Here is a 22881-nt window from a genome sequence, read left to right as displayed (position 1 = left end):
TTGGCTGGTTGCTTACTTGGCCTTGCCCAGGAATTCCTGAATGCGGCGGACACCCTCGGCGAGGTCTTCGTCGCCCAAAGCGTAGGACAGGCGGACGTAGCCGGAGGGTCCGAACGCTTCACCCGGAACCACGGCTACCTCAACCTCGTCGAGGATGAGGGTGGCGAGTTCAGCAGAGGCGGAAGGACGGACGGGACCGTTCGAAGTCTCAAATTCCTTACCCAGCAGCCCACGGACGTCCGCGTACACGTAGAAGGCGCCGGTCGGCGTCGGGCATTCAACGCCGTCAATCGCGTTGAGTCCGGCGACGATCGCTTTGCGGCGGCGGTCGAAGGCTACCTTCATTTCGTCGACGGCGGTCAGCGGACCCGTGAGGGCAGCGGCGGCGGCCACCTGCATGATGTTGGAGACGTTGGACGTCGCGTGCGACTGCAGGTTGGTGGCTGCCTTGATGACGTCGGCCGGGCCAATCATCCAGCCAACGCGCCATCCGGTCATGGCATAGGTCTTGGCCACACCGTTGAGGATGACAACTTTGTCGCCCAGTTCCGGAGCGGCAGTGGCGATGGAGGTGAACTCCACACCGTCATAGGTCAGGTGCTCGTAGATTTCGTCCGTGACAACCCACAAGCCCTTGGACGCGGCCCATTTGCCGATCTCCGCAACCTGCTCCGGGCTGTACACGGCACCGGTGGGGTTGGACGGGGAAACGAACAGCAGGATCTTGGTCCGGTCCGTCACGGCTGCTTCCAGCTGCTCGACGGTCACCAGGTATCCCTGTTCCGGACCGGCGAAGACCTCAACGGGAACGCCGCCGGCGAGGCGGATGGCTTCCGGGTAGGTGGTCCAGAACGGGGTGGGAATGATGACCTCGTCGCCCGGATCCACCAATGTAGCGAAGGTGTTGTAGACCGCCTGCTTGCCGCCGTTGGTCACCAGTACCTGGGAGGGGTCAACCTGGTAGCCGGAGTCCCGCAGGGTCTTCTCTGCGATGGCCTTCTTCAGCTCAGGGAGGCCGCCGGCGGGGGAGTAGCGGTGGTACTTCGGCTGGCCCGCAGCTTCAATGGCGGCCTGGACAATGTAATCCGGGGTGGGGAAATCGGGTTCCCCGGCACCGAAACCGATCACGGGACGGCCTGCGGCCTTCAGTGCCTTGGCCTTGGCATCAACGGCAAGGGTGGCGGACTCGGCAATGGCGGAGATTCGCTGTGAAATGCGGGCGGTAGTTGTTCCGGCAGACATCTATGTACCGTTCTTCGCAGGCAGCTCGTGGGCTGGATGATGGGATTCGACGTAAACTACCTTATGCTGTTCTGCGGACCTCCCGCGTGCCTGCCGGGCTTTGTGACTGATAATGCTGATCACAGGGTTTTTAGGGCTGGGGGGACCGGAAACGGGCCGGTTCGACTATCGCGAAATTCTTGCGTAGACTGGTTCACCGGTGTTGAAAAGCACCTCAGGCTGAAGTGCGGCCTGAAACATGGATTCGATCCATAGGGTAGTGGCGCAATTGGTAGCGCAGCGGTCTCCAAAACCGCAGGTTGCAGGTTCGAGTCCTGTCTGCCCTGCGCAAGCTGTCCCGGCGGAAACGCCGGGGCAAGCGCAGCAACCATGGCTCTGATCAGAGTCGGGTCAACGACTTTGCAAGGTGAGTGAGGACCAGGTGACCGAAACAGCTGCCAGCAGCTCGAAGGGCCGTCCCGCCAAGAAAGCCGATCGTGGCTTCTTCGCCCGTATTGCTCTCTTCGTCCGCCAGGTCATTGGTGAACTGAAGAAGGTCGTTGCTCCCACCCGCAAGGAACTGATCAATTACACGCTCGTGGTGCTGGTGTTCGTGGCCATCATGATGCTCATCGTCACCCTTCTGGACCTGGCCTTCGGCACGGGAGTCAGCTGGGTCTTCGGTGGGTCAGGGGCTACGGACCGCTAAGCGGATCTGTCCGCAAACTGTGTGAAATTCCTCGGTAATTCAGGAGTTTTGCGGGGTTTGCGGAATTGAGCCATTTAAATAGGCATGTTAGGCAATGAGGAAGCAGGAGACCAAGTGTCTGAGCAGGAGCTCGAGGTAAACGAGACTGAGCTGGAAGAAACTGAGGGCGCTGCAGTTGAGGCTGCGGAAGAGTCCGAGGTTGATTCTGCTGCGCCCGAATCTGCCGACGCCGATGATTCCGAAGAGGACTTCGAAGCTGACGTCGACGCCGAATCTGATGACGCGTCCGGCGATGTTGCAGACGAGGACGACGCTTCGGAAGAGTCCGACGGCGACGACCTGGCAGCCGCCGCTGCTGCAGCTCCGGCCGATCCGGCCGAAGAATTCAAGGGCAAGCTGCGCCGCCAGGAAGGTGACTGGTACGTCATCCACTCCTACGCAGGTTACGAAAACCGCGTGAAGGCAAACCTTGAGACCCGCATCCAGACCCTGGACATGGAAGATTACATCTTCGAAATCCAGGTCCCCATGGAAGAGGTCGTCGAGATCAAGAACGCGCAGCGCAAGGTCATCAACCGCGTTCGCATTCCCGGCTACGTCCTGGTCCGCATGGACCTGACCGACGCCTCCTGGGGCGCCGTTCGCCACACCCCTGGCGTCACCGGCTTCGTGGGCAACGCCCACAACCCCGTGCCGCTGCGCCTTGACGAGGTCTTCTCCATGCTCGCCCCGGTCTTCGAGGAAGAGCAGGCAGAGCAGGGCAAGCCGGTCAACAAGCAGAACCAGGCTCCCGTGGCCGTCGACTTCGAGGTCGGCGAGTCGGTCATCGTCAAGGAGGGCCCGTTCGAGACCCTTCCGGCAACGATCTCCGAGATCAAGCCCGAGTCCCAGACCCTGGTGGTCCTGGTCTCGATCTTCGAGCGCGAAACCCCGGTGACGCTCGCATTCAACCAGGTCACCAAGATCTAGCTGATTCCAAAATTTCGCTCCAGTCCTGCCTGCTTAGCAGTTCGGGAGCGGCCGGCCGCCTCGCCATGGCGGCCAAAAACCTGGGACGCGCTCCTGTGCCCCAGGAAGCTATTGAGAGAAGGACCCTACATTGGCTCCCAAGAAGAAGGTCACCGGCCTCATCAAGCTGCAGATCCAGGCAGGTGCCGCTAACCCGGCCCCGCCGATCGGTCCTGCGCTTGGCCAGCACGGTGTCAACATCATGGAATTCTGCAAGGCGTACAACGCTGCAACGGAATCCCAGCGCGGAAACGTTATCCCGGTGGAAATCACGGTCTACGAAGACCGTTCCTTCACCTTCATCACCAAGACCCCGCCGGCTGCAGAGCTCATCAAGAAGGCTGCAGGCGTCGCCAAGGGTTCAGCTACCCCGCACACCGTCAAGGTTGCCAAGCTGACCCAGGCACAGGTCGAGGAAATTGCTTCCACCAAGATGGAAGACCTCAACGCCAACGACATCAAGGCTGCTGCCCTGATCATCGCCGGCACCGCCCGCTCCATGGGTATCACCGTAGAAGGCTAGTAGTCTTCGAAGGCCATTGCGGCCTTCACCCGCCGGGCAACCGGCATCTGAAACATTTGAAATGTCGCAGGATCCTTGCCGGATCCACGACTGTGGCAGGGCCCAGCGCGGTCCGCAGACCACAACTGCACAAGGAGAAACAGCAGCATGGCAAAGCGCAGCAAAGCATATGAGGCAGCCGTAGCCAAGATCGAGGCAGACAAGGTCTACGCCCCGATCGAAGCCATCACCCTCGCGAAGGACACCAACCCTTCCAAGTTCGACGCAACCGTTGAGGTAGCTTTCCGTTTGGGCGTTGACCCGCGTAAGGCCGACCAGATGGTTCGTGGCACCGTCAACCTGCCGCACGGCACCGGTAAGACCGCCCGCGTCCTCGTTTTCGCAACCGGCGACAAGGCTGAAGCAGCAATCGCTGCCGGCGCCGACTTCGTTGGTTCCGATGACCTGATCGAAAAGATCGCAGCCGGCTGGACCGATTTCGACGCCGCAGTGGCAACCCCTGACCTCATGGGCAAGGTTGGCCGCCTCGGTAAGGTCCTCGGCCCGCGTAACCTCATGCCGAACCCGAAGACCGGTACGGTTACCCCGGATGTCACCAAGGCTGTCAACGACATCAAGGGTGGCAAGATCGACTTCCGCGTCGACAAGCACTCGAACCTGCACTTCATCATCGGCAAGGTTTCCTTCGACGCCAACAAGCTGGCCGAGAACTACGCAGCTGCACTGGAAGAGGTGCTTCGCTTGAAGCCGTCCGCTTCCAAGGGCCGCTACATCCAGAAGGCTACCGTTGCCACCACGTTCGGTCCGGGCATCACCGTTGACCCGAACGTCACCAAGGTTCTCACCGACGCGTAAGCTTCGCGAGCACTGGCTCTGATAAAGGACCGTCCGGCTATGCCGGGCGGTCCTTTTTTGCCTTGTTCCCTGTTCACCGGCAGTGGTGCGCCGTAGGCTGTGGTGCGTGTCGTCGTCGAACCCTTCCATCCCTGGCGGGCTGTCCGTAGAACGGATCCCCGTGCCTGCGCAGCCTGGTGACGATGAGTCGGAATTCAATGCGTTCCATGGGCTGGACATTTCCCACCAGCTGGAGCTCTGGGGCAACCGGGACCGTTGTCCCACGTTGGCTGAAGCAGCTGTCTTTTGGCGGGGGAGTGAGTACGAGGAGCGGCAGGCGTTCCTGGCCTATCTCGATGGTGCCGTGGTGGGACGGGGAACGCTGACACTGCCACTGAGGGAAAACACGACGACGGCGGGCGTGGACGTCATCGTCGCCGCACCTTTCCGGCGGCGCGGGTTTGGATCCGCCATCCTTGGCGTTGTGGAGGAACTGGCACGCGGAAGAGGCCGCATCTCCCTTGACGGGTACTGCGAGGAGCCACTCGGGCCGGCCACGGAACGGGCCCGGTTGCTGGAGGCCAAGTCCGGCACCGGCGGTGTGCCGCTGGATTCCGCATCCACCCTTTTCGCCCTCCATCATGGGTACTCGCTGGAACAGGTTGAAACAAACAGCACGCTGCCCTTCCCCGTCGGGGAGGAGATTCTGCGGGAGCTCGAGGCTGAGGCTGTGCAGCGGGCTGCCGGGTACAGCGTCATCGCCTGGCAGGACCGTTGCCCGGACCATCTGGTGGACGTCTTCGCGCGACTCAAAAGCCTCATGAGCACGGAAGTGCCCATCGCCGGGTTGGGCTGGGAGGGTGAAGATTGGGATGCCGCCCGGGTACGCCAGGAAGAATCCGCCTGGAGGGCGGGCGGTGTTGACCCGGTGGTGGCGGTTGCCCGGCACGACGCCACTGGTGAGCTGGCTGCCTACACAGTCCTGACACATCGCGCAGCCCTGCCTGCAGTGATCTACCAGGAGGACACGTTGGTGGCCCCTGGACACCGTGGCCACCGCTTGGGGATGCTGGTCAAGATCGCCAATCTTCGTCGCGCAAGGGACCTCTGGCCAGACGCCACGTCGGTGATGACATGGAACGCCAATGAAAACCGGCATATGCTGGCCATAAATAACGCCCTGGGATTCAAGCCCTCCGGCTTTGAAGGCGAATGGCAGAAACGGCTGGGATGACTGTAGACGAGGCAAAGACCGTTCACGTCGAGCAGCTGTGGGTGCCTGACACCCTGGACAGCCCCGACGCCGCTGATTTCCTGGACGCTGTGGAAGTAGGCCGACGGGTACGCATGGAGACCTGGGGGAGCGACGACCTCGCCTACACACCCCTGGAGAAGCTGCTGGAGTTCTCCGATCCCTATGAGCGCCAGATCATCCTGGTGGCCAAGGTCGATGGCGCCATTGTGGGCACCGTGGATATTGCCTTGCCCCTGGCCGACAACATGGACCTGGCCGAATTCACCTTGGATATCCTGCCTGAGTATCAAAGCCAGGGCGTCGGACGGCAATTGCTTGAAGCCGCCGAACAACTGGCGCGGGCAGAGGGCAGGACCATGATCCTGGTGGACACCAACCATCCTGCAACATCACTGACTGAGGTCCCCGAGGACCAGCTGATCCCTGGAAGCGGTGCGGGCTTTATTCCCGTGAGCAGCAGGGAAGTGGATTTTGCCAAACGTGCCGGCTACACCCTGCAGCACATTGAGCAGTTCAGCTCCTGCGTCCTGCCCCTCGACTCCAAACTGGTGGGCGACCTGCAGGTGGAGGCCGAGGAAGCCAATGGCGGCCGCTATGTCCTGCACCACTGGACGGACCGCTGCCCTGAACCGTGGCTTGAAGCCGTGGCGGAGTTGGAAAATGCTGCCGGCGAGGTGGTCCGCGATGAGGGGGAAGAAGATGCCCCCGAGGTCGAGGCAAGCGGCATGGTGTTCGATCCCGTCGTCCTGCGTGAAACAGAAGACGCCGCCCTGGCGCAGGGACGACGCACGGTGGTCACCGCCGTCGAGCATAGCGAAAGCGGACGCTTGGTGGGCCTGACCACCATCAGCGTCCTGGCGCACCGCCAGGACGTGGTTTTCCAAGACGACACCTTGGTCCTCCAGGAACACCGGGGCAACAAGCTGGGCCTGCTGATCAAGGTGGCCAACATGGAACGGCTCAGCGAGCAGTTCCCTGATGCCCGGGTGATCTACACGTGGAACGCGCCCGAGAACCGCTACCTCCTCACAGTGAACAAGCAATTGGGATTTACGACGGCGGGCGTCACCGGACTCTGGCAGAAGGAACTTCCCGGACGGGGCAAGGACACGACGTCGTCGGACTAGTACCGCCGTCGATTTGGTTTGGGGAACACTCTCCCGTAACCTTGAAATACCAAAGACCGTCGGTTGATGGGAATCCACTCTTTCGAGCGAAGCTCAATTCTGCAGCTACGCCCTTGAGGCTAAAGTGAATTCCTTGACGAAGGACCCTGAACATAGGGCGGCCGGCGCAGGTGAACGAAGCAAGTCTCCACGGATTCAGTCTGTGTTGAGCCAAGCCCCGTGCATCTGCGCGGGGCGTTTTTAGTTTTAGCTCTCGTGAGCGGGGACCCGGAAGACCGGCTTTATTCCCCGGAAGGAGGGTTATGACAACGCCTAGCAAGATCTCCGCAGTTGCAGAGATCACCAACGATTTCAAGGAATCGAACGCGGCTGTCCTGACCGAATACCGCGGGCTCACTGTTGCACAGCTCAAGGAACTGCGTGTTGCGCTCGGCCAGGACACCAAGTTCTCGGTCGTCAAGAACACCCTGAGTGCCATTGCAGCCAAGGAAGCTGGAGTTGAAGCATTCAACGATCAGCTCGCCGGCCCTACTGCAATCGCCTTCATCAAGGGTGACGCTGTTGCTGCTGCCAAGAGCCTGACGGACTTTGCCAAGGCCAACAAGCAGCTGGTTATCAAGACCGGCGTCTTCGAAGGCAAGGCATTGGACGCAGCAGGAGTTGCCGCACTGGCAGCCCTCGAGTCCCGCGAACTGCAGCTTGCACGCGTTGCTGGTGTCCTCAAGGCTCCCGCATCCGCTGCTGCTCGTATCATCGACGCCCTGCGCCTCAAGCTTGAAGAAGAGGGCGGCGCATCTGCACCGGCCGCTGAAGAAGCTCCGGCTGAAGAGGCTGCTGTTGAGGCTGCTGCTGAAGAGGTTGCGGCTCCGGCCGAAGCCGCTGAAGCTGCAACCGAAGAGAACTAAGTTCTCCCCCCAATCAAACTCCGGTGCATGGAGCGGCCTGGTCCGCATCTGCACCAACTAATGGAAGGACGCCACCATGGCGAAGCTCAGCAACGAAGAGCTCATTGAAGCTTTCAAGGAACTGACCATCATCGAGCTCTCCGAGTTCGTCAAGCTCTTCGAAGAGACCTTCGAAGTTACGGCTGCTGCTGTTGCAGTTGCCGGCCCCGCTGCCGGCGGTGCTGCTGAAGCTGCTGAAGAGAAGACTGAATTCGACGTCGTTCTCGAAGCTGCTGGCGACAAGAAGATCGCAGTGATCAAGGAAGTTCGCGCCATCACCTCCCTCGGCCTCAAGGAAGCCAAGGACCTGGTTGACAGCGCACCGAAGGCTGTTCTCGAAGGCGCCACCAAGGAAGCTGCCGAGAAGGCAAAGGCTCAGCTCGAAGAAGCTGGCGCAACGGTTACCCTCAAGTAACTCGTCTTGCTTGTGGAAGCCCCGCCCGTTCCGACAAAGGAACCGGGCGGGGCTTCCTGCGTTTAACCGCACCCAAGCAGGTGGCAGTTGAGCGCGTTTTGACGGCTCAAAACGCGCTCAATTGCGAGCTAGTTGGGTTCGCTGATGTCCGCCACTACTGCGCCCAGTGCGGCGGTGAGGGCGTCCGCGTCCACGAAAGCGCTCCGGCCGTGCGCACCTGCGCCCATGGAGATGCGACGCCCGCTGATGGTGGCGTCGGCGTACACGGGCCAGGCCGTGGTGCTGCCCAAGGGCGTGATGGTTCCCCGCTCGTATCCTGTGGCGGCCAGAGCGACGTCGGCGTGGGGGAGCGAGAGCTTGTTGACACCCACCAGTGCCCGCAGTTTCGGCCACGAGATCTGGCGGTCCCCGGGAATCAGTGCGAACAGGAAGCTGCCATCCCGGTGTTTGACCACCAATGACTTCACAATATCCGCAGGGCTGATGCCCAGGATTCCGGCAGCTTCTTCGAGGCTGCGCGCTGCGGGACGCTCGACGACGTCAACGTCCAGTCCGCGCGCGGCGGCATCGGACAGGAACCTCTCAGCGCCGTCCGTCACAGGTTCATTCACAACGTTTCCCATCAGTCCTCGTTCGAAGATCGTATTAGTCGCGGTACAGGAGAAGGGCTTCACCCTGGCCGCCACCGCCGCACAGCGACACTGCGGCTTTACCCATACCCCGGCGTTTGAGTTCGTGGGCTGCATGCAGCGCGAGGCGTGCGCCGGACGCCCCGATGGGGTGGCCCAGGGCAATGGCGCCGCCATGGATATTGCACTTCTCCAGCGGATAACGCAGGTCCTTGAGGGATTGGACCGCCACGGAGCCGAACGCTTCATTGATTTCAATGAAGTCCAGGTCCTCTGCCGTCCAGCCGGCCCGTTTCAGCGCTTGGGCAATGGCGTTGGAAGGCTGGGAATGCAGTGAGTTGTCCGGGCCGGCAACCTGGCCGGGCTTCCCCACAACGGCCAGGTATTCCAGGCCGTTGTCTTCGGCGAAACGGCGGCTGGTCAGTACCAGCGCGGAGGCGCCGTCGGACAGTGGAGAGGAGTTTCCTGCCGTAATGGTGCCGTCGGTAGCAAACGCGGCCTTGAGCGGCGCCAGGGTTTCCACTGTCGTGTTGGGGCGGACGCCTTCATCCGTGCTGAGGACCAGAGGATCGCCCTTGCGCTGCTTGACTTTCACCGGAGCAATTTCGACGTCGAACGTTCCGTCCGCGATGGCGGCAGCGGCACGCTGGTGGGAGGCAGCAGCAACCTCGTCCTGTGCCTTGCGGTCAATGCCAAGGGTGAGGTTCTTGGTTTCTGTGGACAAACCCATGGACTGTCCGTCGAAGGCGTCCGTGAGTCCGTCGTGGGCCGCTGCGTCCAAGGCCTGGATTGCACCGTAGGTCCAGCCCTGCCGGGAGCCGGGAAGGAGGTGCGGTGCCCGGGTCATGGATTCCTGGCCGCCGGCCACCACTACGGTGGCGTCACCGCTGCGGATCATCCGCGCGGCATCAATGACGGCAGTGAGCCCGGAGAGGCATACCTTGTTGATGGTCAGGGCTGGAATATTCCAGCCAACGCCCGCTGCAATAGCGCTCTGACGGGCCGGGTTCTGGCCCGCTCCGGCCTGGAGCACCTGCCCCATGATCACGGCGTCCACTTGTTCGGCTTTCACGCCGCTGGCGGCCAGGGCAGCGGTGATGGCATGTGCACCAAGGTCGACGGCGGTGAAGCCCGCCAGCTGGCCGTTGAGTCGACCCTGTGGGGTACGGGAAGCGGCAAGGATGACAACGTCATTGTCGTCAGCGGAGTTGGTCATGGTCTCTCTTCCGATCCGGGAGTGGTGGTGCAAGGCTATCGCGGGGCGTGCGCCAGCCTACCCTTTCAACGGTTGTGCCTTCCGCTGCATTCCATCTCTTTTGCAGGAGCTCGTTCGCGGTGGATGCCTGCTGAAGCTTCGGTTGCGCGGCTGGTGGATGCCTGTGGCGCGCGCCGCTTAGGTGCCTGCAGCAACGGTGCTTGCAATCACGGACGATCTGGGGTAGACAGAAAGGCTGCTTTGCCGTATCGTAGATATTTGCGTCTTCCCTGTTAACCTTCAGCCTTCATATAGCGGTGGGCTTTACCTCTCAGCTGCGCCATTGACGTGCCGTTCCTTAACGTGCATAGCCAATGAGTGGACTGGGTCCGGGTCATATAGCGGAACCGGAATAAGTATCCTGCGGAGCACTCTGCGGGATGCAAACGGGGGAGATCTGAAAACGCCTGAAGGTCTGTGGAAGGATCCCTCTTGGTCGCCTCGAGCACCTCTAATAACGAAACCGCTAACACGGCAAGCACCGATGGTGCCACCCGCCGCCTCTCATTCGCAAAGATTCATGAACCGCTTGATGTTCCGAATCTTCTCGCCCTGCAGACGGACAGCTTTGACTGGCTCGTCGGAAACGAACGCTGGCAGGCGCGGGTAGCGAAGGCTGTCGAGGAGGGCGACCTCAGCGTCGCCACCACCTCCGGACTTGCCGACATCTTCGAAGAGATCTCCCCCATCGAGGACTTCCAGGGCACCATGTCCCTGAGCTTCTCCGAGCCGGAGTTCGCTGACCCGAAGTACACCATGGCCGAATGCAAAGACCGTGACGCCACTTACTCGGCACCGTTGTACGTCAAGGCCGAGTTCATGAACAACAACACGGGCGAAATCAAGCAGCAGACCGTGTTCATGGGCGACTTCCCCCTCATGACTGAAAAGGGAACGTTCGTCGTCAACGGCACCGAGCGTGTTGTTGTCTCCCAGTTGGTCCGTTCGCCGGGCGCCTACTTCGAGCGCACCGCCGACAAGACCAGTGACAAGGACATCTTCACTGCGAAGATCATCCCGTCCCGTGGTGCATGGTTCGAACTCGAAATCGACAAGCGCGACCAGGTCGGCGTTCGCCTCGACCGCAAGCGCAAGCAGTCGGTCACGGTTCTCCTGAAGGCCCTCGGCTGGACCGAAGGCCAGATCCTGGAAGAGTTCGGCCAGTACGACTCCATGCGTGCAACGCTGGAGAAGGACGCCACCGAGACCCGCGAAGACGCGCTTCTGGACATCTACCGCAAGCTGCGTCCGGGCGAGCCGCCCACAGTCGAGGCTGCCCAGTCCCTGCTGGACAACCTGTACTTCAACGCCAAGCGCTACGATCTTGCGAAGGTTGGCCGTTACAAGATCAACCGCAAGCTCGGCATCGACCGCTCCCTTGGTGACAAGGAAGCCTCGGTCCTGCACGTTGAAGACATCGTTGCCATGATCAAGTTCCTCGTCGCGCTCCACGCCGGCGAGAAGACCCTCATGGGCAAGCGCGACGGCGAAGACCACGAGCTTCGCGTCGACGTCGACGACATCGACCACTTCGGCAACCGTCGCATCCGCGCCGTGGGCGAATTGATCGAGAACCAGGTCCGCACTGGTCTGTCCCGTATGGAACGCGTCGTCCGCGAACGCATGACCACACAGGACGTCGAGGCCATCACGCCGCAGACGCTGATCAACATCCGTCCCGTTGTTGCAGCCATCAAGGAGTTCTTCGGAACTTCCCAGCTGTCGCAGTTCATGGACCAGAACAACCCGCTGTCGGGTCTGACCCACAAGCGCCGCCTGTCGGCACTTGGCCCGGGTGGTCTGTCCCGTGACCGTGCAGGCATGGAAGTCCGAGACGTTCACCCGTCCCACTACGGACGTATGTGCCCCATCGAAACCCCTGAAGGCCCGAACATTGGTCTGATCGGTTCGCTGGCATCCTACGGCCGCATCAACCCGTTCGGCTTCATTGAGACGCCGTACCGCCTGGTCTCCGAAGGCGTCGTATCCGACGAGGTCCAGTACCTGACTGCCGATGACGAAGCCGAGGTCCTGATTGCACAGGCCAACGCTCCGCTGGATGCTGACAAGAAGTTCTCTGAAGAGACCGTCCTTGTTCGTGCCCGTGGTGGTGGAGGCGAGCCTGTTCTGGTTCCCGCCGCTGACGTTCAGTTCATGGACGTTTCCCCGCGCCAGATGGTGTCCGTGGCAACTGCCCTGATTCCGTTCCTCGAGCATGACGATGCAAACCGTGCACTCATGGGTGCCAACATGCAGCGCCAGGCCGTGCCGCTGGTCCGTTCCGAGGCTCCTTTCGTGGGCACCGGCATGGAGCGCGCAGCAGCCGTCGACGCCGGTGATGTTGTCATCGCGAAGAAGGCAGGTGTGGTCACCGAAGTCTCCGCCGAACTGGTTGTCATGATCAACGACGACGGTACTGAGACCAACTACCGCATCAACAAGTTCGCCCGTTCCAACCAGGGCAACTGCTACAACCACCGTGTCCTGGTCAACGAAGGCCAGCGCCTGGAAGTTGGCGGCATCATCGCTGACGGTCCCGCAACGGACCAGGGTGAATTGGCCCTCGGTAAGAACCTGCTCGTGGCATTCATGTCATGGGAAGGCCACAACTTCGAGGACGCCATCATCCTGTCGCAGCGCATTGTTGCTGAGGATGTCCTTTCCTCCATCCACATCGAGGAGCACGAAATTGATGCCCGCGACACCAAGCTTGGTGCCGAGGAAATCACGCGTGACATCCCCAACGTGTCCGAGGAAGTCCTTGCAGGCCTGGACGAGCGTGGCATCATCCACATTGGTGCCGAGGTTGAAGCCGGCGACATCCTGGTTGGAAAGGTCACCCCTAAGGGTGAAACCGAACTGACCCCGGAAGAGCGCCTTCTCCGCGCCATCTTCGGTGAGAAGTCCCGCGAAGTCCGCGACACCTCCCTGAAGGTGCCCCACGGCGAGTCCGGTACGGTCATCGGCGTGCGCGTCTTCGACCGCGACAACGACGACGAACTGCCCCCGGGCGTGAACCAGCTGGTCCGCGTCTACGTAGCAGCCAAGCGTAAGATCACCGACGGCGACAAGCTCGCCGGCCGTCACGGCAACAAGGGTGTTATCTCCAAGATCCTCCCGATCGAGGACATGCCCTTCCTTGCAGACGGTACCCCGGTGGACATCGTCCTGAACCCGCTTGGTGTTCCGGGTCGAATGAACGTTGGACAGGTCCTGGAAACCCACCTCGGTTGGGTCGCCAAGACCGGTTGGAAGATCGAAGGCGAGCCGGAGTGGGTCAAGAACCTGCCCAACCTGCCCCGTGAAACCGGCCAGACCACCGTTGCCACCCCGGTGTTCGATGGCGCCCGTGAAGAAGAAATCACTGGTCTGCTTGACTCCACCAACGTGACCCGCGACGGCGACCGCCTGATCGATTCCTCCGGCAAGACCCGTCTGTTCGACGGCCGCTCCGGCGAGCCGTTCCCGGACCCGATCTCCGTCGGTTACATGTACATCCTGAAGCTCCACCACCTGGTGGACGACAAGATCCACGCGCGTTCCACCGGCCCGTACTCCATGATCACGCAGCAGCCGCTGGGTGGTAAGGCTCAGTTCGGTGGCCAGCGCTTCGGTGAAATGGAAGTCTGGGCGCTCGAAGCTTACGGTGCTGCCTACACGCTTCAGGAACTCCTCACGATCAAGTCGGATGACATCCATGGTCGTGTGAAGGTCTACGAAGCCATCGTCAAGGGCGAGAACATCCCTGAGCCTGGCGTTCCCGAGTCCTTCAAGGTCTTGATCAAGGAAATGCAGTCGTTGTGCCTGAACGTGGAAGTTCTTTCCACGGACGGAACCACGATCGAAATGCGTGACTCTGATGACGCAGTCTTCACGGCTGCGGAAGAACTGGGCATCGATCTGTCTCGTGCAGAGCCCAGTTCCGTAGAAGAGGTCTAGCAGCTGTTCCGGCGGGCAGCCTCAACAACTGTCCGTCGGAACAGCTCCCTCTTCCCGTAACCAAGACTTCAGAATTTAGAGAACAAGAGAGAACAGGGACCCTATGTCCAGCGAATCCTCCTTCGGCCTCATGCAGATCGGCCTCGCCACCGCGGAAGACATCCGCGGATGGTCTTACGGTGAGGTCAAGAAGCCGGAAACCATCAACTACCGCACGCTCAAGCCCGAGAAGGACGGCCTCTTCTGCGAGAAGATCTTCGGCCCGTCCCGCGACTGGGAATGCTACTGCGGCAAGTACAAGCGCGTCCGCTTCAAGGGCATCATTTGCGAGCGTTGTGGCGTTGAAGTCACCCGCGCCAAGGTGCGTCGTGAGCGCATGGGCCACATCGAGCTGGCCGCGCCTGTAACGCACATCTGGTACTTCAAGGGCGTTCCCTCGCGCTTGGGCTACCTTCTGGACCTGGCACCGAAGGACCTCGAGAAGGTCATTTACTTCGCTGCCTACATGATCACCAGCGTTGACACCGAAAGCCGTCACGCCGAACTGCCGAACCTCCAGGTTGAGCACGACCTCGAGAAGAAGCAGATGGTGGACAACCGCGACAGCGACATCGCCACGATCGCCCGCGACCTTGAAGACGAGCTTGCCCGTCTTGAAGGTGAAGGCGCCAAGGCTGCCGATAAAAAGAAGGCCCGCGACTCCGCAGACCGCCAGATGGCGAACGTCCGCAAGCGTGCCGACGCCGACATCGAGCGCCTCGAGCAGGTCTGGGACCGCTTCAAGAACCTCAAGGTCGCTGACCTTGAAGGTGACGAAGGCCTGTACCGCGAACTGCGCGACCGTTACGGTCTGTACTTCGAAGGCTCCATGGGTGCCGAAGCCATCAAGAAGCGTCTTGAGACCTTCGACATGCAGGCTGAGGCTGAGTCGCTGCGCGACACCATCCAGAACGGCAAGGGCCAGCGCAAGACGCGTGCCCTGAAGCGACTGAAGGTTGTCAACGCATTCCTGACCACCAACAACAGCCCGCTCGGCATGGTTCTCGACGCCGTCCCGGTGATCCCGCCGGAACTGCGCCCGATGGTCCAGTTGGACGGTGGCCGCTTCGCGACCTCCGACCTCAACGACCTCTACCGACGTGTGATCAACCGCAACAACCGACTCAAGCGACTGCTTGACCTCGGTGCTCCGGAGATCATCGTCAACAACGAGAAGCGCATGCTTCAGGAAGCCGTTGACAGCCTCTTCGACAACGGTCGTCGTGGCCGTCCCGTCACGGGTCCGGGCAACCGTCCGCTGAAGTCCCTGAGCGACATGCTCAAGGGCAAGCAGGGTCGTTTCCGCCAGAACCTCCTCGGCAAGCGCGTTGACTACTCCGGCCGTTCGGTCATCGTTGTCGGCCCGCAGCTGAAGCTGCACCAGTGTGGTCTGCCCAAGCAGATGGCCCTGGAGCTCTTCAAGCCGTTCGTGATGAAGCGCCTGGTTGACCTCAACCACGCCCAGAACATCAAGTCGGCAAAGCGCATGGTTGAGCGTTACCGTCCGCAGGTCTGGGACGTGCTGGAAGAGATCATCACCGAACACCCGGTGCTGCTCAACCGTGCACCTACCCTGCACCGCCTCGGCATCCAGGCCTTCGAACCGCAGCTTGTGGAAGGCAAGGCAATCCAGCTTCACCCGCTGGTTTGTGGCGCCTTCAACGCTGACTTCGACGGCGACCAGATGGCAGTCCACCTGCCGCTGAGCCCGGAAGCCCAGGCCGAAGCCCGCATCCTGATGCTGTCCTCGAACAACATCCTGAAGCCGTCCGATGGCCGTCCGGTGACCCTGCCTTCGCAGGATATGATCATCGGTCTGTACCACCTGACCACCAAGCGCGTCGGTTCTGCCGGCGAAGGCCGCATCTTCTCCTCGGTTTCGGAAGCCATCATGGCGTACGACGCCCGTGATCTGCACCTGAATTCCCAGGTCAAGATCCGCCTGGATGACTTTGTGCCTTACGCAGGGTGGGAAGCTCCGGAAGGTTGGGAGCCCGGTCAGCCGGCTCTCGTTGAAACCTCCCTGGGCCAGGTCATCTTCAACCAGACGCTGCCTGAGGACTACCCCTGGGTAGAGGCTGTTGCCGACAAGGGCGAACTGTCCCGGATCGTCAACGACCTCGCAGAGCGCTACCCGAAGGTTGTCACGGCTGCAACGCTGGACAACCTGAAGGACGCCGGCTTCTACTGGGCTACCCGTTCGGGTGTCACGGTTGCCATCTCCGACATCGAGGTGCCTACCTCCAAGCCTGCCATCCTGGCCGGTTACGAGGCCATGGCTGCCAAGATCCAGGGCCAGTACGACAAGGGCCTGATCGACGACGACGAGCGTCGCCAGGAACTGATCGAAATCTGGAACAAGGCAACCAACGAAATCGCCCAGGCGATGCGCGACAGCCTGTCTCCGATGAACACCATCAACCGCATGGTGTCCTCCGGTGCACGTGGTAACTGGATGCAGGTCCGCCAGATCGCGGGTATCCGTGGTCTTGTGGCCAACCCGAAGGGTGAGATCATTCCTCGCCCGATCAAGTCCTCCTACCGCGAGGGCCTGTCGGTTCTGGAATACTTCATCGCCACGCACGGTGCCCGTAAGGGTCTGGCCGATACCGCTCTCCGTACCGCCAACTCGGGTTACCTGACCCGTCGTCTGGTGGACGTTTCGCAGGACGTCATCGTCCGCGAAGAGGACTGTGGTACCGAACGCGGTCTGGTTACCCCGATCGCCGTGCCGGATTCCAACGGTGAGCTCGTCCTGGACGAGAACGTCGAGAACAGCGCCTACGCACGTACGCTGGCTGTCGACGTCGTCGATGCCCAGGGCAACGTCCTGGCTGCCGGCGGCACCGACTGCGGCGACGTCGTTATCGACCAGCTGCTGGCTGCAGGCATCACCGAGGTCAAGGTCCGCTCCGTACTCACCTGTGAGTCCAAGGTCGGCACCTGTGCTCTTTGCTACGGTCGTTCATTGGCCACTGGCAAGACCGTTGACATCGGCGAGGCCGTGGGCATTATTGCCGCACAGTCCATCGGTGAGCCCGGTACCCAGCTGACCATGCGTACGTTCCACACCGGTGGTGCTGTTTCCGCCGGCGGTGGCGACGACATCACCCAGGGTCTGCCCCGTATCCAGGAGCTCTTCGAAGCCCGTACTCCGAAGGGTGTCGCACCGATTGCTGAAGCAGCCGGCCGCATCACCATTGAAGAGTCCGAGCGCCAGATGCGCTTGGTCATCACTCCGGACGATGGTTCCGAAGAGATTGCCTACCCGGTACTGCGCCGTTCACGTCTCCTCATCGAAGATGGCGAGCACGTCAGCGTCGGCCAGAAGCTGATCAACGGTCCGGTGGACCCGAAGCAGGTTCTGCGCATCATGGGTCCGCGTGCTGCACAGAAGTTCCTCGTGGACGAAGTACAGGGCGTTTACCGCAGCCAGGGTATCGGTATCCACGACAAGCACGTCGAGGTTATCGTCCGCCAGATGCTGCGTCGCGTGACCGTCATCGAATCCGGCGACTCCGACCTGCTCCCCGGTGAGCTTGCAGAGCGCGCCCGCTTCGAGGACGAGAACCGCCGCGTCGTGTCCGAGGGCAAGTCCCCGGCTTCGGGTCGTCCGGAACTCATGGGTATCACCAAGGCTTCCTTGGCTACCGAGTCCTGGCTGTCGGCAGCTTCCTTCCAGGAAACCACCCGCGTCCTGACGCAGGCGGCCATGGAAGGCAAGAGCGATCCTCTGCTCGGCCTCAAGGAAAACGTCATCATCGGTAAGCTCATCCCGGCTGGTACGGGCCTGCCCCGCTACACAGAGGTCACTGTGGAGCCGACGGAAGAAGCAAAGGCAAGCCTGTTCACGGGCCCCAGCGCTTTTACCGACTTCTCCTATGACGCACTGGGCGGCGACGGAGCTCCCGAGTTCCACGCCATCCCGCTGGATGACTACGACCTCGGTAACGACTTCCGCTGATCCGTTGTTCGCCAGCCGTCAACGTTGAGTTGACGCGGTAAAAGTCCGGCCCCGTACTCCATGAGTGCGGGGCCGGACCTGTTAACGGCGGCAGCTTTCGCGCGGTCAGCCGGGGGAGTGGAGGACGACGGCGGCAGACGGGTTGCGCCGTCGTCCTCCATACACCCGATTAAGGCCCTAGATCAAGCCGTGCTAGACTTTTGGTAATTGTTCTGTGTGGCAGTGGATGAAGGCCGCCGCAGCATCATTTTGGTTTTGTTCTCATGGTGCTGGGTGGAGCCTGTTTCCGGGTTGCGGGCAACATGCGCAACGAATGCCGCACTTTTGCACGCCTACCGGAGTTTCGGCCGGCTGCACGAGCAACGCCAAAGTTCCCACGTTTACCCAGGCTGGCGCCTGTGTGTGGGGGCAGAGATCAAACAACGGAGAACACGAAAGTGCCTACGATTAACCAGCTGGTCCGCAAGGGCCGCACGCCGAAGGTCTCCAAGACCAAGGCTCCCGCGCTGAAGGGCAGCCCGATGCGCCGCGGTGTTTGCACCCGCGTTTACACCACCACCCCCAAGAAGCCGAACTCGGCTCTCCGTAAGGTGGCACGTGTGCGTCTCAACGGTGGCGTAGAAGTAACCGCCTACATCCCCGGTGTTGGCCACAACCTCCAGGAGCACTCCATCGTGCTCGTCCGTGGTGGTCGTGTGAAGGACCTTCCGGGTGTCCGCTACAAGATCGTCCGCGGCGCACTCGACACCCAGGGTGTCAAGAACCGCAAGCAGGCTCGCAGCCGTTACGGCGCAAAGATGGAGAAGAAGTAATATGCCTCGCAAGGGTCCGGCCCCGAAGCGGCCGCTAGTTTCCGATCCCGTTTACGGCTCCCCGTTGGTCACTCAGCTGATCAACAAGGTTCTGGTCGACGGCAAGAAGTCCACCGCAGAGCGCATCGTTTACGGTGCACTTGAAGGTGCACGTGCCAAGTCCGGCGGCGACCCCGTTGCCGCTCTCAAGAAGGCCATGGACAACGTCAAGCCTTCGCTCGAGGTACGTTCACGCCGTGTTGGTGGCGCTACCTACCAGGTTCCGGTTGAGGTCAAGCCGGGTCGCTCCACTGCCCTCGCTCTGCGTTGGCTCGTGGGCTACTCCAAGGCCCGCCGCGAGAAGACCATGACCGAGCGCCTCCAGAACGAAATCCTGGATGCCTCCAATGGTCTTGGTGCCGCTGTGAAGCGTCGCGAAGACACCCACAAGATGGCCGAGTCCAACAAGGCCTTCGCACACTACCGCTGGTAAAAACTTTCCGGACGCCGCCGGCTCACTGAGCCGGCGGCGAACGTGTAGTCCATCCGAAAGGGAGACCCCGTGGCACAGGACGTGCTTACCGACCTTAATAAGGTCCGCAATATCGGCATCATGGCCCACATCGATGCCGGCAAGACCACCACTACCGAGCGCATCCTGTTCTACACGGGTGTGAACCACAAGATCGGCGAGACGCACGACGGCGCTTCGACGACTGACTGGATGGAACAGGAAAAGGAACGCGGCATCACCATCACGTCTGCCGCCGTGACTTGCTTCTGGGACAAGAACCAGATCAACATCATCGACACCCCGGGCCACGTGGACTTCACGGTTGAGGTTGAGCGCTCCTTGCGCGTCCTCGACGGTGCAGTTGCAGTGTTCGACGGCAAGGAAGGCGTGGAGCCGCAGTCCGAGACTGTTTGGCGCCAGGCTGACAAGTACAACGTTCCGCGTATCTGCTTCGTCAACAAGATGGACAAGCTGGGCGCTGACTTCTACTTCACCGTAGACACCATCATCTCCCGCCTTGGTGCCAAGCCGCTGGTTATGCAGCTGCCCATCGGTGCTGAGAACGACTTCATCGGTGTTGTTGACCTCCTCGAAATGCGCGCCCTGGTTTGGCCTGGCGACGCAAAGGGTGACGTCACCATGGGCGCTTCCTACGAAGTGCAGGAAATCCCGGCGGACCTCCAGGCCAAGGCTGAAGAGTACCGTGCACAGCTCGTAGAGACTGTTGCCGAGGCTTCCGAAGAACTCATGGAGAAGTACCTCGAAGGTGAAGAACTCACCCTTGAGGAACTGAAGGCCGGCATCCGCAAGATGACCATCAACTCCGAGCTCTACCCGGTGTTCTGTGGTTCTGCCTTCAAGAACCGCGGTGTCCAGCCGATGCTTGACGCTGTTGTTGACTTCCTGCCGAACCCGCTCGACGTCCCCCCGATGATCGGTCACGATCCTCGCGACGAAGAGAAGGAACTCACCCGCAAGCCCTCTGCTGACGAGCCGTTCTCGGCCCTCGCCTTCAAGATTGCTGCGCACCCGTTCTTCGGTCAGCTGACCTTCGTCCGCGTGTACTCCGGTCACGTTGAGGCAGGCGCCCAGGTGGTCAACTCCACCAAGGGCAAGAAGGAACGTATCGGCAAGCTGTTCCAGATGCACGCCAACAAGGAAATGCCCGTTGAGGGCGCTACCGCCGGCCACATCTACGCAGCCATCGGTCTGAAGGACACCACCACGGGTGACACCCTGTGCGATGCCAACAACCAGATCGTCCTCGAGTCCATGAGCTTCCCGGAGCCCGTGATCTCGGTTGCCATCGAGCCCAACACCAAGGGTGACCAGGAGAAGCTCTCCACGGCCATCCAGAAGCTCTCCGCTGAGGACCCGACCTTCCAGGTTTCCCTCAACGAAGACACGGGCCAGACCATCATCGCCGGCATGGGCGAGCTCCACCTGGACATCCTGGTGGACCGCATGCGCCGCGAATTCAAGGTTGAAGCAAACGTTGGCAAGCCGCAGGTTGCTTACCGCGAAACCATCAAGCGCGCAGTCGAGCGTCATGACTACACGCACAAGAAGCAGACCGGTGGTTCGGGTCAGTTCGCAAAGATCCAGATCGCGATCGAGCCCATGGACACCGCTTCCGGCGAGCTGTACGCATTCGAGAACAAGGTCACTGGTGGCCGCGTTCCGCGTGAATACATCCCGTCCGTTGACGCTGGTATCCAGGATGCACTGAACGACGGCGTCCTGGCTGGTTACCCGGTTGTCGGCATCAAGGCCACGCTTATTGATGGCGCGTCCCACGATGTTGACTCCTCGGAAATGGCGTTCAAGATCGCCGGACGTATGGCTTTCAAGGAAGCTGCACGCAAGGCGAACCCTGTTCTGCTTGAACCGTTGATGGATGTTGAGGTCCGCACACCTGAGGAATACATGGGTGATGTTATCGGTGACCTGAACGCCCGCCGCGGCCAGATGCAGTCCATGGAAGACGCAGCAGGTGTGAAGGTTATCCGTGCACACGTTCCGCTGTCCGGCATGTTCGGCTACATCGGTGACCTCCGGTCCAAGACCCAGGGTCGCGCTGTGTACTCCATGACGTTCAACAGCTACGCGGAGGTCCCGAAGGCAGTTGCCGACGAGATCATCCAGAAAACCCGCGGCGAGTAATCTCCCGGTAACGGATGCAATTCCGGTATCGGGAAGGCATCTAAGCGCATGAGGCGGGGCTGCGGCGAGAGCCGCGGCCCGGTCCCTGCGCAAACAGGCTCGAGGAACTATTATTGGTTCCTGAATCTGCAATTTCACCAAAACCAAGCCCCCAAGTAGACTTGCTAAAGTTTCTGCCGCGAAAAGCGCGGCCGAGGAGCACTTCACTTGAAATCGTTCTAGGAGGAACCTGTGGCAAAGGCAAAGTTCGAGCGGACTAAGCCGCACGTCAACATCGGCACCATTGGTCACGTTGACCACGGTAAGACGACATTGACTGCCGCCATTTCCAAGGTGCTGTACGACCAGTACCCGGATCTCAACGAGCAGCGCGACTTCGCGTCGATTGACTCTGCTCCGGAAGAGCGCCAGCGCGGTATTACCATCAACATCTCCCACGTGGAGTACCAGACCGAGAAGCGCCACTACGCACACGTAGACGCCCCGGGTCACGCTGACTACATCAAGAACATGATCACCGGTGCTGCCCAGATGGACGGCGCAATCCTCGTGGTTGCTGCAACCGATGGTCCGATGGCTCAGACCCGTGAGCACGTTCTGCTCGCCCGCCAGGTTGGCGTTCCCTACCTGCTGGTCGCACTGAACAAGTCCGACATGGTTGATGACGAAGAACTCCTCGACCTCGTCGAAATGGAAGTTCGTGAGCTCCTGAGCTCGCAGGGCTTCGATGGCGATGAGGCTCCGGTTGTTCGCGTTTCCGGCCTCAAGGCTCTGGAAGGCGACCCGGTTTGGGTCAAGTCCGTCCAGGACCTGATGGCAGCAGTCGACGAGTCCGTTCCGGACCCCGTACGTGACCGCGACAAGCCGTTCCTGATGCCGATCGAAGACGTCTTCACGATCACCGGTCGTGGCACCGTTGTTACGGGCCGCGCCGAGCGTGGAACCCTCGCCATCAACTCCGAGGTCGAGATCGTTGGCATCCGCCCGATCCAGAAGACCACGGTTACCGGTATCGAGATGTTCCACAAGCAGCTCGACGAAGCATGGGCCGGCGAGAACTGTGGCCTCCTGCTCCGCGGTCTGAAGCGCGACGATGTCGAGCGTGGCCAGGTTGTCGTCAAGCCGGGTTCAATCACCCCGCACACCGACTTCGAAGCCAACGTCTACATCCTGTCCAAGGACGAAGGCGGACGTCACAACCCGTTCTACTCCAACTACCGCCCGCAGTTCTACTTCCGTACCACGGACGTAACCGGCGTTATCACCCTGCCGGAAGGCACGGAAATGGTTATGCCTGGCGACAACACTGAGATGACCGTTGCGCTCATCCAGCCGATCGCTATGGAAGAGGGCCTCGGCTTCGCTATCCGCGAAGGCGGCCGCACCGTTGGTTCGGGACGTGTCACCAGCATCATCAAGTAGTCACTACTTGTAGATCGGTGACCTTCCGGCTAAACCGGTAGTCATTCAAGAAGAACCCCACCGTTTCGGCGGTGGGGTTCTTTTTGGTACAGTTACTCTATCGATTGGAATAAACGTCGGCGAAATGCC

At 61.0% G+C, this 22881-nt stretch carries 17 protein-coding genes and 1 tRNA gene; 15 read left to right on the top strand and 3 right to left on the bottom strand.

Annotated features, from left to right (window positions below; genetic code table 11):
* Window positions 1-12 precede the first annotated feature (12 nt).
* Entirely contained in the window at window positions 13-1242 is a 1230-nt protein-coding gene (locus tag ABQM86_RS15280) for a pyridoxal phosphate-dependent aminotransferase (protein ID WP_369744817.1), read from the bottom strand.
* Window positions 1243-1495: 253 nt separating this feature from the next.
* On the opposite strand from ABQM86_RS15280, the gene ABQM86_RS15275 reads away from it, so the two are divergent.
* The 9 genes from ABQM86_RS15275 to rplL all read left to right on the top strand — a co-directional run bounded on the left by ABQM86_RS15275 (window position 1496) and on the right by rplL (window position 8036).
* A tRNA-Trp gene (locus ABQM86_RS15275) sits at window positions 1496-1568 on the top strand.
* A gap of 80 nt (window positions 1569-1648) precedes the next feature.
* Window positions 1649-1930 (top strand): preprotein translocase subunit SecE, encoded by a 282-nt coding sequence (gene secE / locus ABQM86_RS15270; protein WP_024817604.1) that lies wholly within the window; start codon window positions 1649-1651, stop codon window positions 1928-1930.
* A 114-nt stretch (window positions 1931-2044) separates the two neighbouring features.
* The gene (nusG, locus tag ABQM86_RS15265) at window positions 2045-2899 is read left to right on the top strand and encodes a transcription termination/antitermination protein NusG (RefSeq protein WP_089595812.1); all 855 of its coding nucleotides are present in this window, start codon (window positions 2045-2047) and stop codon (window positions 2897-2899) included.
* 130 nt (window positions 2900-3029) lie between these two features.
* On the top strand, window positions 3030-3461 hold the full coding sequence (gene rplK, locus ABQM86_RS15260) for a 50S ribosomal protein L11 (RefSeq protein WP_011775609.1): 432 nt from the start codon (window positions 3030-3032) through the stop codon (window positions 3459-3461).
* 147 nt (window positions 3462-3608) lie between these two features.
* The gene (gene rplA, locus ABQM86_RS15255; RefSeq protein WP_090817733.1) at window positions 3609-4316 is read left to right on the top strand and encodes a 50S ribosomal protein L1; all 708 of its coding nucleotides are present in this window, start codon (window positions 3609-3611) and stop codon (window positions 4314-4316) included.
* A gap of 106 nt (window positions 4317-4422) precedes the next feature.
* A complete protein-coding gene (locus ABQM86_RS15250) occupies window positions 4423-5529 on the top strand; it encodes a GNAT family N-acetyltransferase (protein ID WP_369744816.1) in 1107 nt (368 codons plus the stop codon).
* On the top strand, window positions 5508-6677 hold the full coding sequence (locus ABQM86_RS15245) for a GNAT family N-acetyltransferase (RefSeq protein WP_280623263.1): 1170 nt from the start codon (window positions 5508-5510) through the stop codon (window positions 6675-6677). The genes ABQM86_RS15250 and ABQM86_RS15245 overlap by 22 nt, the downstream gene beginning before the upstream one ends.
* 302 nt (window positions 6678-6979) lie before the next feature.
* On the top strand, window positions 6980-7582 hold the full coding sequence (gene rplJ, locus ABQM86_RS15240) for a 50S ribosomal protein L10 (protein WP_089595808.1): 603 nt from the start codon (window positions 6980-6982) through the stop codon (window positions 7580-7582).
* Between the two features lie 76 nt (window positions 7583-7658).
* Window positions 7659-8036 carry a 50S ribosomal protein L7/L12 gene (rplL, locus tag ABQM86_RS15235; protein ID WP_011775604.1) on the top strand — a complete coding sequence of 126 codons (378 nt, stop codon included), beginning with the start codon at window positions 7659-7661 and terminating at the stop codon, window positions 8034-8036.
* A gap of 128 nt (window positions 8037-8164) precedes the next feature.
* On the opposite strand, the gene ABQM86_RS15230 is transcribed toward rplL, so the two are convergent.
* On the bottom strand, window positions 8165-8647 hold the full coding sequence (locus tag ABQM86_RS15230; RefSeq protein WP_242703355.1) for an aminoacyl-tRNA deacylase: 483 nt from the start codon (window positions 8645-8647) through the stop codon (window positions 8165-8167).
* A gap of 34 nt (window positions 8648-8681) precedes the next feature.
* Window positions 8682-9881 (bottom strand): acetyl-CoA C-acetyltransferase, encoded by a 1200-nt coding sequence (locus ABQM86_RS15225; RefSeq protein ID WP_369744814.1) that lies wholly within the window; start codon window positions 9879-9881, stop codon window positions 8682-8684.
* Between the two features lie 471 nt (window positions 9882-10352).
* Here ABQM86_RS15225 and rpoB point away from each other — a divergent pair, with 471 nt between their 5' ends.
* The 6 genes from rpoB (at window position 10353) to tuf (ending at window position 22752) form a co-directional block, all read left to right on the top strand.
* Window positions 10353-13859 carry a DNA-directed RNA polymerase subunit beta gene (rpoB, locus tag ABQM86_RS15220; protein ID WP_043471397.1) on the top strand — a complete coding sequence of 1169 codons (3507 nt, stop codon included), beginning with the start codon at window positions 10353-10355 and terminating at the stop codon, window positions 13857-13859.
* A gap of 103 nt (window positions 13860-13962) precedes the next feature.
* Window positions 13963-17862, top strand: coding sequence for a DNA-directed RNA polymerase subunit beta' (locus tag ABQM86_RS15215; RefSeq protein WP_207594242.1), 3900 nt, complete (start codon window positions 13963-13965; stop codon window positions 17860-17862).
* A gap of 437 nt (window positions 17863-18299) precedes the next feature.
* A complete protein-coding gene (gene rpsL / locus ABQM86_RS15210; RefSeq protein ID WP_009358312.1) occupies window positions 18300-18674 on the top strand; it encodes a 30S ribosomal protein S12 in 375 nt (124 codons plus the stop codon).
* A gap of 1 nt (window position 18675) precedes the next feature.
* Window positions 18676-19146: a 30S ribosomal protein S7 gene (rpsG, locus tag ABQM86_RS15205; RefSeq protein WP_003803829.1), complete on the top strand. Its 471-nt coding sequence runs from the start codon at window positions 18676-18678 to the stop codon at window positions 19144-19146.
* A 69-nt stretch (window positions 19147-19215) separates the two neighbouring features.
* Window positions 19216-21330 (top strand): elongation factor G, encoded by a 2115-nt coding sequence (fusA, locus tag ABQM86_RS15200; RefSeq protein WP_026539805.1) that lies wholly within the window; start codon window positions 19216-19218, stop codon window positions 21328-21330.
* 231 nt (window positions 21331-21561) lie between these two features.
* Window positions 21562-22752, top strand: coding sequence for an elongation factor Tu (gene tuf / locus ABQM86_RS15195; protein ID WP_011775598.1), 1191 nt, complete (start codon window positions 21562-21564; stop codon window positions 22750-22752).
* The last annotated feature ends 129 nt before the right edge of the window (window positions 22753-22881 follow it).

It is taken from the genome of Paenarthrobacter sp. AMU7, assembly GCF_041200195.1.
In the GTDB taxonomy this organism is placed as follows: Bacteria; Actinomycetota; Actinomycetes; order Actinomycetales; family Micrococcaceae; genus Arthrobacter.
This window is presented reverse-complemented; position numbering and strand designations above follow the sequence as displayed.

Bases quoted from the DNA above. Each gene is read 5' to 3' on its own strand.
- ABQM86_RS15280 (WP_369744817.1), bottom strand. From the start codon at position 1,242: ATGTCTGCCGGAACAACTACCGCCCGCATTTCACAGCGAATCTCCGCC.
- rplA (WP_090817733.1), top strand. From the start codon at position 3,609: ATGGCAAAGCGCAGCAAAGCATATGAGGCAGCCGTAGCCAAGATCGAG.
- ABQM86_RS15245 (WP_280623263.1), top strand. From the start codon at position 5,508: ATGGCAGAAACGGCTGGGATGACTGTAGACGAGGCAAAGACCGTTCAC.
- rplJ (WP_089595808.1), top strand. From the start codon at position 6,980: ATGACAACGCCTAGCAAGATCTCCGCAGTTGCAGAGATCACCAACGAT.
- rplL (WP_011775604.1), top strand. From the start codon at position 7,659: ATGGCGAAGCTCAGCAACGAAGAGCTCATTGAAGCTTTCAAGGAACTG.
- ABQM86_RS15225 (WP_369744814.1), bottom strand. From the start codon at position 9,881: ATGACCAACTCCGCTGACGACAATGACGTTGTCATCCTTGCCGCTTCC.
- ABQM86_RS15215 (WP_207594242.1), top strand. From the start codon at position 13,963: ATGTCCAGCGAATCCTCCTTCGGCCTCATGCAGATCGGCCTCGCCACC.
- rpsG (WP_003803829.1), top strand. From the start codon at position 18,676: ATGCCTCGCAAGGGTCCGGCCCCGAAGCGGCCGCTAGTTTCCGATCCC.